The following is a 16,659-nucleotide window of genomic DNA, read 5'->3' as shown; positions in this document are numbered from 1 at the left end:
CTTCGATCGACGGCTTGGTTAAAGCGAAAGGGCATCCTGTCGGGTGCAAGCGAGCACCCCGGATCCGTCCACGGACAAACGGCTCAAGGGAGGAGCAATGTCAGTCGAAACCATCCAGAATGTGCCCGCGGATCGTCAACCGCCGGCCAATGAGGACCTTGGGTACCACAAGGCCTTGAAGCCGCGCCAGATCCAGATGATCGCCATTGGCGGCGCGATCGGCACCGGGCTTTTCCTTGGTGCCGGCGGGCGGCTTGCCGCAGCCGGTCCGGCCCTGATCTTCGTCTATGCGCTCTGCGGTTTCTTTGCCTTTCTGGTGCTGCGCGCACTCGGCGAATTGATCATGCACCGTCCGAGCTCGGGTTCGTTCGTCTCCTATGCCCGTGAGTTCTACGGCGAGAAGATGGCCTTTGCCGTCGGCTGGATGTACTGGCTGAACTGGGCGATGACCTCGGTTGCCGATGTGACGGCCGTCGCCCTCTACATGAACTTCTTCAAGCATTATGTGCCGTGGCTCGCCGGTATCGATCAGTGGGTCTTCGCGCTGATTGCCTTGATGGTCGTGCTGGTCATGAACCTGCTGTCGGTCAAGGTTTTCGGCGAACTCGAATTCTGGTTCAGCCTGATCAAGGTTCTGGCGCTTGCCAGCTTCCTCGTCATCGGCATCTATTTCGTCGTCTCGGGAACGCCGATTGCCGGCCATGCGGCCGGGTTCAGCATCATCAGCGATAGCGGCGGCTTCTTCCCCAATGGCATCTTGCCTGCCTTCGTCATCATTCAGGGCGTAGTCTTTGCCTATGCTTCGATCGAACTGATCGGCACGACGGCGGGTGAAACGGAAGATCCGCGCAAGGTGATGCCGGGCGCGATCCGCACGGTGGTCGCGCGTCTGCTGATCTTCTATGTCGGCTCGGTGCTGCTTCTGTCGCTGCTGCTGCCCTATACTGCCTATAAGTCTGGCGAGAGCCCCTTCGTTACCTTCTTCGGGACGATCGGCATCCAAGGTGCCGATGTCATCATGAACCTCGTCGTGCTGACGGCCGTGCTGTCGTCGCTCAATGCCGGCCTCTATTCCACCGGCCGTATCCTGCATTCGATGGCGGTTTCCGGCTCGGCGCCGGCAGCGCTTGCCAGGATGAACAAGGCGGGCGTGCCCTATGGCGGCATTGCGGTGACGGCCGTCGTGACCGTCATCGGCGTGGCGCTGAACGCCGTCGTTCCCTCGGCTGCCTTCGAGATTGCGCTCAATCTTTCAGCACTCGGCATCATCTCCGCCTGGGGCGTCATCGTGCTCTGCCAGCTGAAGCTCTGGAAGCTGGCGAAGCGCGGCGAGATGGCCCGCCCGGATTTCCGCATGTTCGGCGCGCCCTACACCGGCATCCTGACGCTGGTCTTCCTCTTCGCTGTGCTGGTGCTGATGGCGCTCGACTATCCTGTCGGCACTTGGACGATCGCCTCGCTCATCCTAATTGCGCCGGCCCTGGTCATCGGCTGGTATCTGCTGCGTGACCGCATCCACCGCCTGGCAGTCGAGCGGGGTCAATCGTGACGGCAGCAAGTGCAAATCCGCTGATGGCAGTCATTGCCACCGGCGGCACTATCGCAAGCGAGCGCGCCGGCAACGGCGCCAGCTCGCCGTCCCTGACGGGAGAAAGCCTGCTGGCACTCCTGCCCGACATGCCCGTCGATCTCAAACCTATCGAACTGATGGCGAAGGATTCGGCGAGCCTCACACTCACCGACATGCAAGCTATCAGCGACAAGGTGGGGGAATTGCTTGATGATGCCGCGGTCGGCGGCATCGTCATCCTGCACGGGACGGATGCGATGGAAGAGACGGCACTGCTCGTTCATCTGCAGCACGGGTTGAATAAGCCGGTCGTGTTCACGGGTGCGCAATTCACCGCCGATCATCCCAAGGCTGACGGCCCTGCCAATCTTGCCTCCGCCGTTGCTGCTGCTACCGATCCGGTCAATGCAGAGCGCGGCGTGCTCGTCTGTTTCGGCGGCCGGCTGCTGCCGGCTTGGGGGTTTTATAAGTATTCGTCGGATGTTGCCGATGCTTTTCGACAATCACGGCCGCTCGAAAATCCGCCAAGCCCGCGCCTTGCGACAGCGCTCGACAGCGTGCGTATCGATGTGGTGGCAATCTATCCCGGTTGTGACTCGATACATGTGGATGCGAGCCTCCGGGCCGATGCCCATGGCATCGTTCTCGCGGCCCTCGGCTCGGGCAACGCCAATCCGTGTCTGGTCGAAGCCGTCAGGCGCTGTGCCGATGTCGGCGTGCCCGTCGTGGTCTCCAGCCGCGTTCCGGATGGGCTGCTGGTTTCAAGTTATGGCGGCGGGGGCGGCGGGCATGATCTTGCCAATGCCGGCGCAGTTCATTCGCCTACGCTGCGCCCCGGGCAGTCGAGAATCTTGCTGGCAGCCCTCGTCGCCTCCGGCGCCACCGCCGAGGTCATCGCGCAGGCGTTTGCGGACTTCGGAGCCAACGCCGCACCCTGAAGGCCTGGGCTTTCGGGTCCATCAAGGGCATCGATTGCGCAAGGGCGAGCCGGCGGGTTCGAATCCGATCACGGCGATCATCAAGATCGAGTCGATATAGCGGTTTAACTGCGTACGTTCCGATTGGAACAATAGTTCAACAAGCGCCGATTATTCCGTTGTGCTTTTTGGTCGCCGCCAGCCCGATGGATTATTCTCCGGAAGCGGCCGCTGAACTTCCGACATCGATGGCGTTCAGTTCCTGCCGCAACGTCTGGGTTTTCTTAAGTCCGTTAAGCTGTGCAAATTCCAGCTGCGCCTTTTGCCAGAGGGGTTCTGCTTGCTTGTGGAGGTGGCGGCCTTGGTCTGTAAGTTCAATGATACGAACTCGGCCGTCCGTGAGAGAGGGCTTCATCGTGACAAAGCCGTCGCGCTCAAGAAAGCCGACCATCTTTCCCATAGCCGTCCGCTCGATATCGAGCCGCTCGGCGAGAGTGTTCACAGCAGCCCCGCCCGCTTCTTCAAGGGCGGCGAGGGTCAAAAATTGCGTAATGCGCAGTCCGGTTGGCTCTAGGTGTCTATCATAGAAACGGGTTATCTGCCGAGTAGCCTTTCTCATAGCGAAGCAGGTGCATTGATCGATTCCTAGCGGTTGGTTGGCTGTCAACATCCCTATTTCCTCTCAAGAGCCGCGCATTGCTAAAGCCATGGGCAGGAAAATTCTGAGAATGTCCCGCCCTTGGCCTGCTTATAGATACCGGCGGCCTTCGCTACTATCAGAACATGCCTTGAGGAGGCGTGATATAGCCGGGATCTACTGCTGCAAGCGTACTCTTCAGCAAAGCCGTTCCCTCATCAGCCATGATTTCACTCTTGCCAATGGCGAGGGCATCATAGGTCTGGCGCACGACATCCGCAGGGTTGGCCTTCGGGACGTCGATGCCATTGGTCAGATCGGTATCGACAAAGCCCACGTGAAGGCCAAGAACCTGAATGCCGCGATCACGAAGGTGATGCCGGAGCTGGTTCGTGAAGCTCCATGCGGCCGCTTTTGAGGCGGCATATGGGGTCAGGATTGGCCGTGGCAGCCACACGATGTCAGACAGAACATTGATAATGGCGGCATGGGACTTATTCGAGAGCGCTTGCTCGAAGGCTTGGCTCACGCGGACCACGCCGTAGTAGTTGGTATCGAAGAGACGCTGCGACTGAGTTTCGAAGTCCCCCGCCAATGGTCCGTCGATCAGAGCGGCAATGCCCGCGTTGTTGACCAGAATGTTGGTATCAGCGGCGATTTCGGCGGCAGCGGCTATCGATACCTTATCCGTAACGTCGATCTGGACTGGGACGATGCCGGGTTCCGTGAAATCGCTGGTGTTGCGCATCCCCGCGTAGACCTTCGTTGCTCCGCGGCGGACGGCTTCGCGTGCGAAGGCAAGGCCGAGGCCACGATTCGCACCGGTAATGAAGATTGTATTGTTGGCGACGTCCATGACTGAATTTCCTTTCTAGCATAGTGGGCCAAGGCGAGGATGCCTGTGCGGGCCTGTCCAATCTTCGGTTTAAAGAAAGAGGTTTGCCGGCAACTTTCCGGAGAGTGCTCCCCGTAGATGAGCCGAAAGGGCCAGGACAGAGCCAAGCGGGCTCATTCGGACGCTCACCCGCGGTACGGCGCCGTCGGGATTACGGTCCACGACAACGGTGGCGGTGAGTTTTTCGCCACTGGTTAATTCGGCTTGGTACTCGAGGAAAAGCCGCGAGCCGACCGTCTCCAGGAACGTGGGGTTCTGTGAAGCGTAGAAGGTTCCGACGGTATTGACTGCGAGCTTGATCTCTTCGCGTCCGATAACAGATCCTCTTACTACGGAACTGGTGAGCTCCGCGTCGGCCGTCAGGTCATCTAGGAAGGGGTGACGTTCATATTCATGTGCCATTGCAATGTCTCCTGTCTGCTCCACCGTCACTCGAAGGCGGCGCGATTGTTTGTTATGAATTGTTTGACCGTGAGTGCGGGAGCTCCGGTGATCTTCTCGACTGCGTCGTTCGTGCCCGAGAAGACGCCGTCGCGATAGTTCTGCGCGACTTCAACCAAGTGCTGCACTAGGAACGGCGGGAACTTGTAAAGGTTTTCCATCTTGTCCTTGAATTCCTCGATCGAGGTCGGCGCGTATTCGATCTTCACGCCAAGGACGTCGCTCATGATGGCGGCGATCTCGGTGTGGTTCATCTCGACAGGACCGTGGAGAGGGTAGATCTTGCCTTCGTGGCCCTCAGGGTGGGCCAGAAGGTGAGCGATCACCCGGCCCTGGTCATCAGCGGGAATGGGCGCATGGCGACCGTTCTCGAAGGGGAACTGGATCTTTCGCGTTGCCCAGATTTCCTTTGCAAAATGCGGGTAGACGAGCCAGTCGGCAAAGAATGTCGGACGCAGGTGGGTTGTCGGGACGCCCGACCAGTCGAAGACGCGTTCCGAAACCCAGTGATCCTGTGCCGCGTGGCTTGTCGATTCCCGACGAGCCGAGATCTGTGACATGTTGACGATCGCCGACACGCCAGTTTCCTTGGCAGCCTGTGCGAAATAGGCCGCCGCCCTAACGATCCCGGGCGCTATCGGGTGCAGGAAATAGGCAGACCTGATGCCTTCCATGGCGATCCGGATGGCATCGATATCGGTGAAATCACCGATGGCGGTTTCAAGACCGCGCTGTCTCAGGGCTGCTGCCCGGTCATCGTCCGAGCGCACATAGGCACGAACGGTTTTGCCCATCTTGCGCAGCTCGTCGATGGCAGCCGCACCGGTTCTTCCGGTGGCGCCGCTTACAAGTATTTCAGCCTGGCTCACGATCTTCACTCCTCGATCCGATAAGAGCATATGCTCCCGATGAGAAGGATATGAGAGTATATGCTCCTAATGTCAAGCAGTCCTGGCCGAAATATCGATGATGCCTTGTTGCCGGTGACGGAAATCGACCTTTGAGCGGGCTCTACATGCTGGATACCAATATTGTGTCCGAACTTGCTGGATTGAGCATCCTTTTCGGCAAGCGGCACTTCCAATTAAGGCAGGTCAATGCCAGCCACGAGAACGGGCCGGCCGTTGAAAACGGCGCGGCCCGAACATTGGCTGGACGGTTTGTCCATCAAGCCTGATGTGCCGCGTTGGCGACGACGACAGGGATCAAGAGATCGCCCCAGTTGCCGTTGCCGCCATGGTGGCGGGCCGAGCGGACGAGCTCGACGGAAACACCGGCCTCGACCGCATTCATGACGGCCTGATTGAGGCGATGCAGCTCGTTGGCCAGCATGCGGATGGCCGCCTGCTGATCGGTATTCATGGTGAGAGACTGCTCTTCGGCTCTCTCGCGAACGCGTGCTATCGATGCCATTTCATTCTCCTCCTAAATCTCGATATCATTCTGCTGCCGGCTTGAACTGAGCGTGCTCGGTCGATCCGTGCATGGCCGTGGTGGATGACTGACCGCCGGTGATCGCCAGCGACACAGCATCGAAATAGCCGGTACCGACTTCGCGCTGATGCTTCGTGGCGGTGTAGCCATTGGCTTCGGCCGCAAATTCCGCCTGCTGCAGCTCCGAATAGGCGGCCATCTGGCGAGCCTTGTAGCCGCGGGCGAGCTCGAACATGCCGAAATTCAGCTGGTGGAAGCCGGCAAGCGTGATGAACTGGAACTTGTAGCCCATCGCGCCCAGCTCGCGCTGGAATTTGGCGATCGTCGCATCGTCCAGGTTCTTCTTCCAGTTGAAAGATGGCGAGCAATTATAGGCAAGCAGCTTGCCGGGATGGACCCGATGCACGCCCTCGGCAAATTTGCGTGCCTGCTCGAGATCGGGCTTCGAGGTCTCGCACCAGATGAGATCGCAATGCGGCGCATAGGCGACGGCGCGGGCAATGCAGGGCTCGATGCCATTCCTGACCTGATAGAAGCCTTCGACCGTGCGGCCGGCGTCGTAGTCGACGAAGGGCCGGTCGCGCTCGTCGATATCCGAGGTCAGCAGCTTGGCGGCCTCGGCATCGGTGCGTGCGACGACAAGCGTCGACACACCCATGACGTCGGCAGCGAGCCGAGCCGCATTCAGATTGCGGATATGAGCCGCCGTCGGAATGAGGACCTTGCCGCCGAGATGGCCGCATTTCTTCTCCGAGGCCAGTTGGTCTTCGAAATGGACGCCGGCGGCACCCGCTTCGATATAGGCCTTCATGATCTCGAAGGCGTTCAGCGGGCCGCCGAAGCCTGCTTCTGCATCAGCAACGATCGGTGCGAACCAGGTGTCGACGGAAAGCCCTTTGCCTTCGGCGGTCTCGATCTGGTCGGCGCGCTGCAGGGTGCGGTTGATGCGCTTCGCCAGCTCCGGACCCGCATTGGCGGGATAGAGCGACTGGTCGGGATACATGGCGGACGCCGTATTGGCGTCGGCTGCGACCTGCCATCCGGACAGATAGATCGCCTTCAGACCGGCACGAACCATCTGCATGGCCTGGTTGCCCGACAGAGCGCCGAGCGCATTGACGAAATCTTCCTCGTGAATGAGCCGCCAGAGGCGGTTCGCCCCCATTTCAGCGAGCGAATGGCGGATGGTGACCGATCCGCGCAACTGCTCCACATCCGCGGCCCGATAGGGGCGTTCGATGCCATCGAAACGTCCAGCAGGCGCGCTTGGAACCAGTTTGTAAAACTCTGTCATGCTATTCTCCCGATACTTGCTCTCGATCCTTCCGATCGATCTCGATTGCGTGACTATTTTTACAATACTGGCGATTACAGAGCTAGGAAAACCAGAAGATCTCGGTAGGTAAAAGGGTTATGATGTGCTATCGTTGACATCTGTTCCTAGTAAAATTGTAAATCTTGTAAAATTCGATTGATGGAAGGTTTGTAAAAGGTTTGACATATGGTTGAGCGGAAGATCTTTGCCGGACCTCGGGTTCGTCGCATCCGCACGGGCCTTAGCCTGACGCAGACGACGATGGCGCAGGCTCTCGATATCTCGCCGTCCTATCTCAATCTCATCGAGCGCAATCAGCGGCCGTTGACTGTGCAACTGCTGCTGAAACTGTCAGCAGTCTACAAGGTCGATCTCGATGAACTGCAGGGCGAGCAGGGCGGTAGTGCGGGGCAATTGCGTGAAGTCTTTGCCGATCCGCTTCTATCAGGTGAAATCCCGGGCGATCAGGAGCTGATCGAGCTTGCCGAAGCCGCGCCGAATGCGGCAAACGGCATAATCCGGCTTTATCGCGCCTATCGCGAGCAGACCGCAAGACTGTCCGATCTCGCCGAGCTTCTGTCCCGCGAAGGCCGGGTCGCCGATGTCGCCGGCCCCCGCCTGCCGCTCGACGAGGTTCACGACCGTCTGCAAGCGCGGCCCAATTTTTTCGCCCGCATCGAAGATGCCGCAGAGACATTCCATGAGCGCCTTTCGCCCGTTGACGATATGGCAGGCGGATTGAAGGCGTGGTTGAAGAGCGAGCATGGTATTGCCGTGCGCCTGCTGCCGGTGCGCGCCATGCCGGGCCTGCGCCGGCGCTACGACCGGCATTCCATGCGGCTTTTTCTGTCCGAGCGATTGTCGCCCTTCGATCAGCTTCGGGAGATTGCGACCGAGGTCTCGCTGTTGGTCATGCGCGAGGCGATTGCCGCCGAACTGGAGACGCTCGCGCTCTCGACGCCGGAAGCCAAGCGCATTGCCCGCTTCGAGCTGGCGCGATATGCCTCGCATGCGCTTTTGATGCCCTATGGTGCCTATCTTTCGGCGGCGCAACGGCTGCACTACGATATTGAAGGCCTCGGCGCCCGCTTCGGCGTTTCCTACGAGCAGGCCGCCACGCGACTGACCAGCCTGCAGCGTCCGGGCGCATCAGCCATTCCGTTTTTCCTGATGGAGATCGACAATGCCGGCCATCGCCTGCGCAAGGCAGGCGCCCAAGGCTTTCCGCAGGCGCGCTTTGGCGGCGGCTGTCCCAAGCTCAATATCCATGCCGCCTTTACCCAGCCTGGGCAGATATTGGTGGACGACACGCAGATGCCTGATGGCGGCGGATTTCTCACCATATCGCGGACGGTCGAGGGGCCGCGGGCCGATTTCGGAGAAAGGATGCGCCGCACGGCGCTCCTCGTCGGCTGCGATATCGCCCATCGCGACGAGGTGATTTACGGCAAGGCGCTGGGCTCGATGCCCGTCGCGATCGGCCCGGCCTGTCGCCTGTGCGAACGTCAGGGCTGCCTGGCGAGAGCAGAACCGCCGGTGACGCGCCCGCTCGGTCTTGACGAAATGGCGACAGGCCTGAGTGTATTCGATTTCCAGTAATCGCATTCAATTTGCCATTGCACACACGGAACGGCAAATTCAGTATATTAAAATCTATCGTTTATATGGATAATTGTTGCGCCGATATCTCGATAAATAGGATCTCATTCCTCGCGTGCTGTGCTTGCCCTCTCTAGGTTCCGCGCAGACAAGGAGTCCGAGATCCATGAATTTTGCCAAGCGAACATCTGCCGCCATTTTTGCTGCTGCGCTTTCCTGCGGCGCGCTGTTCACTACGATTGCGCACGCCGACGCGACGCTCGATCGCATCAAGGGTCGTGGTGCGCTGACGGTCGGCGTCATCCTCTCCGGTGCGCCCTTCGGCTACATCGATCCGGCAAGCCAGGAACAGAAGGGCTACAATCTCGACATCGCGAAGGCGCTTGCCGAAAAGCTCGGCGTCAAGCTGGAAACCGTGACCGTGACGCCGCCGAACCGCGTCCAGTTCCTGCAGCAGGGCAAGGTCGATATCCTGATCGCCAACATGCAGTACACGGAAGAGCGCGCCAAGATCCTCGATTATGTGCCGACGCCCTATGACCACAGCGGCGGCGCTGCCGTCGGCCGCAAGGATAGCGGCCTCAATGACTGGAGTGATCTCAAGGGCAAGCCCGTCTGCGTTTCCCAAGGGTCGAACTACACGCAGCCGCTGATGGAACAATATGGCGCTGAAGTGAAGGCGCTGCCGAGCCAGCCTGAATCGCTGCTGGCCCTGCAAGGCGGCAATTGCGTTGCCGCCGTCCATGTCGGCGCGACGGTCGGCCTGCTGCTTCAGGACCGCGCGGAAGAATGGAAGGACTACAAGATCCTGTTTCCGACCGAACTCGTTCCCTCTGATTCGGTGATCTGGCTGCGCAAGGGCGAAAGCGATACGAGCGCCGCGCTCGACAAGGCCATCCAGGAACTGCATGCCAACGGCAAGCTTCTCGACTATGCCAAGGCGAACCGCCTGCTCAACACGACCTATCTTGAGGAAGAGCATAAGAAGCTCGAGGGCAAGTGACCTTATCGGTCGCTTGAGGAACGGTTTGCATGGGAAGTTCGCTTCTTCAGACCTTTATAGACTGGACTGGCAAGATCGGGCTTCACTACGAGTTCCTGGCCAGCGGCTATGAGGCGCAGATCTGGCGTGGTGGTTTCATCACCACGCTTTATCTTATCGTGCTCCTTATTCCGATCAGCCTGCTGTTTGGCCTGCTATTTGCGGCCATGCTGACCTCGGGGAACAAGGCTCTGGCCGCGCCGGTCAGAGCCTTCATCGAGGTAACACGCAATACGCCGACGCTGGTGCAGCTGATGTTCAGTTTCCTCGTTCTGAACACGCTCGTCTCCAATGGCCTCGGCGGCGCGCAGCACAACCCTCTGACTCCGTTCTTCTGGGTGGTCGCAGTGGTCGGCCTGCATGTCGCAGCACTGCATGCCGATGCACTTCGTGCCGGTATCGAGGCCGTGCCGGAACAGACGGTGGAGGCGGCCCGCGCCATTGGCTTCACGCGCCTGCAGATCCTTCGCTTCGTTGCGATACCGCTCGCCTTCCGGGCGTCGCTGCCGGCGATCGTCAACAATACGATCAATCTTGTAAAGCTGACGACGGTCGGCAACGCGATTGCTGTGAGCGAAATCACCTATGCCTCGATCATGGTCTGGACGCAGCGTGATAATGTCGTCGAACTGATGATCGTCATTCTGCTGTTCTTCAGCGCCATCAACCTTGCCCTCGCCAAGATCGGGCGCTGGATCGAAAAGCGCCTGGCCGTGCCTGGCTTCGGAGTGGGCGCATGAGTGTGGCCAAGCTCTCCTCAGTGCCTTCGAGCAACTGGCTGCCTTGGCTGGTTGGAGCGCTCATTGCGATTGCCGTTATCTGGCTGCTGGCGGATCTGTCGCTATTGCATGTGCTGATCGAATGGTTGCCCTATCTCGGCAGCGGTTTCCTGATGAACATCCTCATCAGCCTGCTTGCGATGACGGCAGGGACCTTGATCGGTGTCTTGCTTGGTATCCTCGAGCTGGCACCGCTGAAGATCATACGCTACCCCGTCGGCCTTTATGTCCAGATCTTCCGCAATGCGCCGCATCTGGTGCTGATCTTTGCAACGACCTACATCTTCCCGTTCGAGATCGTGGTCTTCGGCCATTACCTGCCGTTTCCCGATTGGGTGAAGGCCGTGATCGGGCTTGCCATTCCTGCCAGCGCCTATGTCGCTGAGATCACGCGTGGCGCTATTCAATCGATCCCGACTACGCAGTGGGAGGCGGCCAAGGGCCTCGGCTTCTCCCGGTCCCAGGCATTGCGTTGGATCATCCTGCCGCAATGCGCGCGACGTTCGCTGCCGCCCTGGATGAACCTCTTTGCCTCGATCACCATGGGGACAGCGCTTGCCTCGCTAGTCGGTGTGCATGAGCTGCTGCATGCGGCGACCGACGCCAGCACGGCCGTCCGCCGGCTGGATTTCACCGTACTTGCCTATATCGTCGTCATGGCGGCGTTCTTTGCGCTTTGCTATCCCATTTCAAGCCTGACGCGGCGCCTTGAACGCCGCCTGAAAGCCTAGAGGAGCCGGCATGAGCCACGCTCAGACCAATCCGATCGTCGAACTGGCCGATGTGCATCTCGCCTATGGACCGACCGAGGTCCTGAAGGGGATCGATCTTTCCGTTGCCCGCGGGCAGACCGTTTCGATCATCGGCCCTTCCGGATCCGGCAAGTCGACGATCCTGCGCTGCATCAATGCGCTGGTCGCGCCGCAGACGGGCCGCATCTCGGTCAATGGCGTACGTGTCGACCAGATGCGCAGCGAGGCCGAACGCATCAAGCTGCGCCAGAAGATCGGCATCGTCTTCCAGCAATATAATCTCTTTCCGCATCTGTCCGTGCTCGACAACATTACGATCGCCCCGACGCGAATCCTCGGCGTCAACAAGGCCGATGCCGAACGCCACGCGCGGGATCTTCTGGCGCGCGTGCGCCTGTCCGAGAAGGCGAGCGTCTATCCCGGACAGCTTTCCGGTGGCCAGCAGCAGCGCGTGGCAATTGCCCGGGCGCTGGCGATGCGGCCAGACCTCGTCCTCTTCGACGAGGTGACCTCGGCGCTGGATCCGGAGACTGTCGGCGAGGTGCTCGCCGTCATTCGCGATCTCGTCAAGGAAGGCATGACGAGCATTCTGGTCACGCACGAGATGCGCTTTGCCGAGGAGATCAGCGATGTCGTTGTTTTCACCGAAAACGGCCGCATCGTTGACCAGGGGCCGCCCGAAGCTATCTTCCAGACATCGACAAATGCGCGCATCCGCCGCTTCGTCAACGGCCTTGCTGGTGCGCGGGCTTCGCTCGAGGACGGTGAGGGAATTTGACGATGGAAAAAGCCTTCCCACTCACGACAGGCTTTGCCGAAGCCATCACATCGGCCGATCCGCTGCAAGATGAGGCGGCTGTTGCCGCAGCCCGCACGGCGATCGTCGATTGGCTGGCCTGCGCTTTCGGCGGCTCCGCCGACCGCACGACACGCATCCTGCTGGAACAGTTGCCGGCAGGCCCGGGTGACGCCGTCATCATCGGGCAGGGGCGGCGCACCGATGCGCTGACGGCGGCTCTGGTCAATGCCCATGCCGGCCATGTGCTCGACTACGACGACGTGCATGCGAGCGTGCGCGGGCACCCGACGACGGTCATCGTTCCGGCTCTGCTGGCGCTGGCATCGGAGACGCCGATCTCTGCGGATCGCCTGATCGCCGGCTACATCGTCGGCCTGGAAGCGATGGCGCGCCTCGGCCTCTCGCTCGGCATGCGCCACTACGAGAACGGTTTTCATGCGACCGCAACGCTCGGCACGATCGGTGCGGCGGCTGCCGTCGCCCACGTGCTTGACTATTCGGTCGCAGAGACCGCCACGGCGCTGGGGCTGGCCGCCACGCATTCGAGCGGTCTGCGCCTGCAGTTCGGCCATGATGCCAAGCCCTATCATGCCGGCATGGCGGCGCGCTCAGGCCTGCTGTCGGCCAAGCTCGCCAAGGCAGGCTTCGGTGGCGCCAGGGATTTTCTCGACAATCCGATCGGCTTCTACTCGGCATTCGCTTTTGGCGAGCAGCGGCCACAGGCGGCCATCGAAGGCTGGGGTGCGCCTTGGCAGATCGTGGCGCCTGGCCTCACGCTCAAGGCCTTTCCCTGCTGCACGGCAAGCCATCCGGTCGCCATGATCGGTCTTCAGCTTCACGAAGAGGGATTGAACGTAGAACAGATCGAGTCCGTCATCATTACCTTCCCGCCGGGAGGCGATGCAGCACTGGTCGTGACCGATCCGACGACCGGCATCGATGCGCGCTTCAGCGCCGAATATGTCTTCGCAACGGCCGCGCTCGACGGCGCTCTGAAGATCGGCCATTTCGGCGAGACGCCGGTGAGAGAGGATCTGATGGCAATCGCGCGGCGCGTTCGCCGTCGTCACGACGAGACGGCGCCGCGACTTTCCAGCGATCCGAAAACGCGCTTCGTCATTGCCGAGATAACGCTCAAGGATGGAAGCCGTCTGACGCGCGAGTTCAAGGGCTTGCCCGGCCTGAGCGATCCCATCGAAAAATTCCGAGACGCGACCGGCAACCATCCGGCCGTGTCGGCCGTTCCCGATCTGGTGAGAACCATGCACGGCGAGGACGACCTTCATCGCCTCATCCAGCTTCTATCCAACAGTTTGAACTGATCCAAGTTCCAAGAAACGCAAGGCATGCGCCCATGAGCAAGACCCGCAAGATCCATCTCGGCCTTTTCCTGCAAGGTGCCGGTCATCACGTCTCCGGCTGGCGTCATCCCGAGGCCGAAGCCGGCAGCGAGAATTTCGACCTGCTGCGGCGTGTGGCCCGGATCGCCGAGGCTGCGAAGTTCGACATGCTCTTTCTGGCGGACGGCTTGACGAGCGGTGTCGACGCGCATCCATCGATGATTGCCCGTTTCGAGCCGCTGACGCTGCTTGCCTCGCTCGCGATGGTGACCGAGAAGATCGGCCTTGCCGCGACGGCATCGACCACCTACGGCGAACCCTATCATCTCGCCCGTGCCTTTGCCTCGATCGATCATCTGAGCCATGGCCGCGCGGCCTGGAACATCGTCACCACCTCCTATGCCCGCACGGCCGCCAATTTTTCCAAGAGCCATCCGGAGCATGACGAGCGCTATGCCGTGGCGGAGGAGTTCGTCGACGTGGTGCGCGGCCTTTGGGACAGCTGGGCCGACGATGCCTTTCCCAAGGACAAGGAGAGCGGCGTCTATGCCGATCCCGCCAAGGTGCGGGTGCTCGACCACAACGGCAAATATTATTCGGTCAAGGGTCCCCTTAATATTCCGCGCTCGCCGCAGGGACACCCCGTGCTGATCCAGGCCGGTTCGTCCGGGCCTGGCCAGGATCTTGCCGCCCGCACCGCCGACATCGTCTTTACCGCCCAGCAGAGCCTCGATGAGGCGCAAGCCTTCTACAAGAGCCTGAAGGACAAGGTGGCCGGTTTCGGGCGCAGCCCGGACGATGTCGCCGTCATGCCGGGCTTCCTGCCTGTTATCGGCAGAACGGTTGCCGAGGCACGCGAGAAGCTTGACGTGCTGAACCGCTGGACTGACATCAAGAGCGCCATGCCGCTTCTGGAAGAGCGTCTCGGCCATAGCCTTGCTGAGTACGATCTCGACGGACCGCTGCCCGATCTGCCGATTTCCGACCAGCTGCGTAGCCGTGCCGAACTGCTGACCGAACTCGCCCGGCGCGAAAAACTGACGATCCGTGAGCTTGCCCTGCGCGTCGCTGCCGGCCGCGGCCATCACATCGTGCTCGGAACGGCCGAAGAAATCGCCGATCGCATGCAGGAATGGTTTGAAAACGGCGCAGCAGACGGCTTCAACGTCATGCCGCCCTTCTTCCCCGGCGGTCTTGAGGATTTTGCCAATGATGTCGTGCCGATCCTGCAGGAAAGAGGTCTCTTCCGCCGTGATTATGAGGGCACGACGCTGCGAGATCACTTAGGGATTGCCCGGCCGATCTGGGCTTGACGGAGGCCGAGGCGTTCAGCCTCGGCTCTCTTTTTCATTCATCTATGTCAAGGGTTCAGGCATAAAGCCCGAACTGCGCATTGTGCAGCCGCGCATAGGCACTACGACGAGCAAGCAATTCGTCATGTGATCCCTCTTCGACAATGCCGTTATCGCCCATGACGATGATGCGGTCGGCATTGCGAATGGTTGACAGCCGATGAGCGACGACCAGCGTCGTACGCCCCTTCGCGAGTTCCAACAGCGCCTGCTGGATCGCATATTCGGTCGCCGTATCGAGCGCCGACGTGGCTTCATCAAGGATGAGGATCGGCGGATCCTTCAAGAAGATGCGGGCAATCGCCAGTCGCTGCTTCTGTCCGCCCGAAAGCTTGACACCGCGCTCGCCTGTCGGCGTATCGAGGCCGGCGGGCAGGGACCTGACGAATTCGTCGAGCGAAGCGCGCTGCAACGCCTTCATGATATTTGCGTCAGTGGCGCCGAGCTTTCCGTATGCGATGTTCTCGCGAATGGTCGAACCGAACAGGAAGACGTCCTGCTGCACGATGCCGATCTGGCTGCGCAGCGAAGCCTGGGTCATGTCGCGGATGTCTATGCCGTCGATGGTAATACTGCCCGACGTCACATCGTAGAAGCGCGGCAGCAGCGAGCAGATCGTCGTCTTGCCCGTGCCAGAGGCGCCGACAAAGGCCACGGTCTCGCCAGCGGCAATCGTCAGGGAGAGGTCCTTGAAGATCGCGGCCTGATCGGAATAGCCGAAGCCGACATTCTTGTAAGCGATATCGCCTCTCAGATGATCGACCGCAATCGCATCCGGCCGGTCGGCAAGGTCGGGTTCCGTATCGATCAGCGACAGGAAGCGTTTGAAGCCGGCAATGCCCTTGGGATAGGTTTCGATGACTGATGTGATCTTGTCGATCGGGCGGAAGAAGACGTTGATGAGCAGCAGGAAGCTCACGAAGCCGCCATAGCTCAGCTCCCCCGAGATGACGAACCAGGTTCCTGCCATCATGACGACGAGCTGCACCAGGCGCGTGCTGAAATAGCTGAGTGCGATGCTTGCCGTCATATAGGCATAGCCGTCGAGCTTGGTCGCCTTGTAGTCCTCGTTGTCGCGGGCAAACAGCTGGCTTTCATATCGCTCGTTGGCGAAGGCCTTGACGACCCGAATGCCGCCGACCGTCTCCTGCATGCGGGTATTGAAGTTGCCAACTTTGCCGAACAGGCTGCGCGAATTCACCGTCATCTTCGAGCCGTAACGGCTGACCAGCCAGGTCATGAAGGGAACGATGGTCGTTGTCAGCAGCGCAAGCTTCCAATGGACGCCGAACATCAGCAGAAATGCGCCGATGAAGGTCATGATCGCGATGAACAGGTCCTCGGGGCCGTGATGGGCGATCTCACCCACTTCCTCGAGATCCTTGGTGACGTGGGTGATCAGATGACCGGTGCGGTTATTGTCGAAATAGCGGAAGGAAAGCTTCTGGATATGATCGAAGGCCTGGCGGCGCATATCGGACTCGATCGAGATGCCGAGCGCATGGCCCCAATAATTGACGATCGCCGAGAGGCCGGTGCTCATCGCATAGACGACAAGTAGCAGTGCCGCTGTCGCGAAGATCAGAGCCCAATCGCGGCTCGGAAGCAGTTCATCGACGAAAAGCTTGACCGCCAGCGGAAAGCCGAGTTCCAGCAGGCCGGCAAGCACGGCGCAGCCGAAATCCAGGAAGAACAGCTGCTTATAGCGGGCATAATAGAAAAAGAAACGACGAAGCATGAATGCCTCCATGGGCACTGAAGAGGATAGTGGGAGACAAGAACGGACT

Annotated in this window: 17 protein-coding genes; 10 read left to right on the top strand and 7 right to left on the bottom strand. The window is 60.2% G+C overall.

Annotated elements, in window-relative coordinates; all coding sequences use genetic code 11:
- Positions 1 to 97: 97 nt before the first annotated feature.
- Positions 98 to 1,549, top strand: a complete 1,452-nt coding sequence (locus tag FP026_RS03685; RefSeq protein WP_149633271.1) for an amino acid permease — start codon at positions 98 to 100, stop codon at positions 1,547 to 1,549.
- Complete coding sequence (locus FP026_RS03680; protein ID WP_432444087.1) at positions 1,546 to 2,508, top strand: asparaginase domain-containing protein; 963 nt, start codon at positions 1,546 to 1,548, stop codon at positions 2,506 to 2,508. The genes FP026_RS03685 and FP026_RS03680 overlap by 4 nt, the downstream gene beginning before the upstream one ends.
- A gap of 190 nt (positions 2,509 to 2,698) precedes the next feature.
- Here FP026_RS03680 and FP026_RS03675 read toward each other — a convergent pair whose 3' ends face one another.
- From FP026_RS03675 to FP026_RS03660, 4 genes are all read right to left on the bottom strand, one after another.
- Positions 2,699 to 3,157: a MarR family winged helix-turn-helix transcriptional regulator gene (locus FP026_RS03675; protein WP_149633270.1), complete on the bottom strand. Its 459-nt coding sequence runs from the start codon at positions 3,155 to 3,157 to the stop codon at positions 2,699 to 2,701.
- 106 nt (positions 3,158 to 3,263) lie between these two features.
- On the bottom strand, positions 3,264 to 3,980 hold the full coding sequence (locus FP026_RS03670) for an SDR family oxidoreductase (RefSeq protein WP_149633269.1): 717 nt from the start codon (positions 3,978 to 3,980) through the stop codon (positions 3,264 to 3,266).
- 69 nt (positions 3,981 to 4,049) lie between these two features.
- Positions 4,050 to 4,421 (bottom strand): hypothetical protein, encoded by a 372-nt coding sequence (locus tag FP026_RS03665; RefSeq protein WP_149633268.1) that lies wholly within the window; start codon positions 4,419 to 4,421, stop codon positions 4,050 to 4,052.
- Between the two features lie 26 nt (positions 4,422 to 4,447).
- Complete coding sequence (locus tag FP026_RS03660; protein ID WP_149633267.1) at positions 4,448 to 5,329, bottom strand: NmrA family NAD(P)-binding protein; 882 nt, start codon at positions 5,327 to 5,329, stop codon at positions 4,448 to 4,450.
- 131 nt (positions 5,330 to 5,460) lie between these two features.
- Here FP026_RS03660 and FP026_RS30100 point away from each other — a divergent pair, with 131 nt between their 5' ends.
- Entirely contained in the window at positions 5,461 to 5,637 is a 177-nt protein-coding gene (locus tag FP026_RS30100; RefSeq protein WP_188112485.1) for a hypothetical protein, read from the top strand.
- Here FP026_RS30100 and FP026_RS03655 read toward each other — a convergent pair.
- Positions 5,628 to 5,873, bottom strand: coding sequence for an SMc00767 family acetate metabolism repressor (locus FP026_RS03655; protein ID WP_149633266.1), 246 nt, complete (start codon positions 5,871 to 5,873; stop codon positions 5,628 to 5,630). The genes FP026_RS30100 and FP026_RS03655 overlap by 10 nt on opposite strands.
- 25 nt (positions 5,874 to 5,898) lie before the next feature.
- On the bottom strand, positions 5,899 to 7,188 hold the full coding sequence (gene aceA / locus FP026_RS03650; protein ID WP_149633265.1) for an isocitrate lyase: 1,290 nt from the start codon (positions 7,186 to 7,188) through the stop codon (positions 5,899 to 5,901).
- Positions 7,189 to 7,395: 207 nt separating this feature from the next.
- Between aceA and FP026_RS03645 the strand changes: the two genes are divergently transcribed.
- The 7 genes from FP026_RS03645 to FP026_RS03615 all read left to right on the top strand — a co-directional run bounded on the left by FP026_RS03645 (position 7,396) and on the right by FP026_RS03615 (position 14,833).
- Complete coding sequence (locus FP026_RS03645; RefSeq protein ID WP_149633264.1) at positions 7,396 to 8,808, top strand: helix-turn-helix domain-containing protein; 1,413 nt, start codon at positions 7,396 to 7,398, stop codon at positions 8,806 to 8,808.
- Between the two features lie 166 nt (positions 8,809 to 8,974).
- Complete coding sequence (locus tag FP026_RS03640) at positions 8,975 to 9,811, top strand: transporter substrate-binding domain-containing protein (protein ID WP_149633263.1); 837 nt, start codon at positions 8,975 to 8,977, stop codon at positions 9,809 to 9,811.
- A gap of 29 nt (positions 9,812 to 9,840) precedes the next feature.
- Positions 9,841 to 10,590: an amino acid ABC transporter permease gene (locus tag FP026_RS03635; protein ID WP_149633262.1), complete on the top strand. Its 750-nt coding sequence runs from the start codon at positions 9,841 to 9,843 to the stop codon at positions 10,588 to 10,590.
- The gene (locus FP026_RS03630; protein ID WP_149633261.1) at positions 10,587 to 11,360 is read left to right on the top strand and encodes an amino acid ABC transporter permease; all 774 of its coding nucleotides are present in this window, start codon (positions 10,587 to 10,589) and stop codon (positions 11,358 to 11,360) included. Before FP026_RS03635 ends, FP026_RS03630 begins: the two co-directional genes overlap by 4 nt.
- 10 nt (positions 11,361 to 11,370) lie before the next feature.
- Positions 11,371 to 12,159: an amino acid ABC transporter ATP-binding protein gene (locus tag FP026_RS03625; RefSeq protein WP_149633260.1), complete on the top strand. Its 789-nt coding sequence runs from the start codon at positions 11,371 to 11,373 to the stop codon at positions 12,157 to 12,159.
- 2 nt (positions 12,160 to 12,161) lie between these two features.
- Positions 12,162 to 13,502: an MmgE/PrpD family protein gene (locus FP026_RS03620; RefSeq protein WP_149633259.1), complete on the top strand. Its 1,341-nt coding sequence runs from the start codon at positions 12,162 to 12,164 to the stop codon at positions 13,500 to 13,502.
- 32 nt (positions 13,503 to 13,534) lie between these two features.
- Complete coding sequence (locus tag FP026_RS03615; protein ID WP_149633258.1) at positions 13,535 to 14,833, top strand: LLM class flavin-dependent oxidoreductase; 1,299 nt, start codon at positions 13,535 to 13,537, stop codon at positions 14,831 to 14,833.
- 55 nt (positions 14,834 to 14,888) lie between these two features.
- On the opposite strand, the gene FP026_RS03610 is transcribed toward FP026_RS03615, so the two are convergent.
- A complete protein-coding gene (locus tag FP026_RS03610) occupies positions 14,889 to 16,610 on the bottom strand; it encodes an ABC transporter ATP-binding protein (protein ID WP_149633257.1) in 1,722 nt (573 codons plus the stop codon).
- Positions 16,611 to 16,659 lie beyond the last annotated feature (49 nt).

The organism is Martinezella tropici (genome assembly GCF_008370325.1).
GTDB lineage: Bacteria > Pseudomonadota > Alphaproteobacteria > Rhizobiales > Rhizobiaceae > Rhizobium > Rhizobium tropici_B.
The sequence above is the reverse complement of the archived record's forward strand: the minus strand, read 5'-3'. Positions and strand labels throughout refer to the sequence as shown.